Origin of the sequence: Streptomyces colwelliae (genome assembly GCF_048158785.1) — a bacterium.
Taxonomy (GTDB): domain Bacteria; phylum Actinomycetota; class Actinomycetes; order Streptomycetales; family Streptomycetaceae; genus Streptomyces.
Map to the genome: position 1 here is coordinate 1 of NZ_JBLTJC010000921.1, position 502 is coordinate 502.

Genomic DNA, 502 nt, shown 5'->3' on the forward strand with positions numbered 1-502 from the left:
TGTGAGGGATGGTTAAAGTCATTAAAGGCACATATTGCCTCTAACATTCAATTCACCCAGCAGTATCTGAATGAAAATATTCCAGAATTGATCGTAAGGCCAGCTGATGGTTGCTATTTTTCCTGGATAGATTGTTCTGCTATTGGTTATCCTTTTGATGAATTCTACAGTCGATTAATTCATGAAGGCAAAGTGGGCATTATGGCGGGGCATGTCTATGGAACGGAGGGGGAGGGCTACCTTCGTCTGAACCTGGCCTGCGGTCGAGAAAAATTATATATGGGGCTTACGCGGCTTGTGAGTGTAATTAAAAATATTAATCAGGGAGAATAAAAATGAATAACACGGATCTTATCCATCTCATTAAACATTTTATGCATAACGAACTTAAAGCAGTAGAAGAGGTTATTGATTCCCCACTTTCTGAATTCGCGAATTTAATTAAAGTATTACAATCTTGTCAGGGAAAAGTTGTTTTTATTGGTGTTGGTAAGTCCGGTAT

The 502-nt window shown here is 38.6% G+C and carries 1 protein-coding gene; it reads left to right on the top strand.

The window, feature by feature from the left end; genetic code table 11:
• Positions 1-333 (top strand): aminotransferase class I/II-fold pyridoxal phosphate-dependent enzyme (locus ACNFOC_RS55165; RefSeq protein WP_416966415.1); only part of this gene is annotated, 333 nt, incomplete at its 5' end.
• Positions 334-502 lie beyond the last annotated feature (169 nt).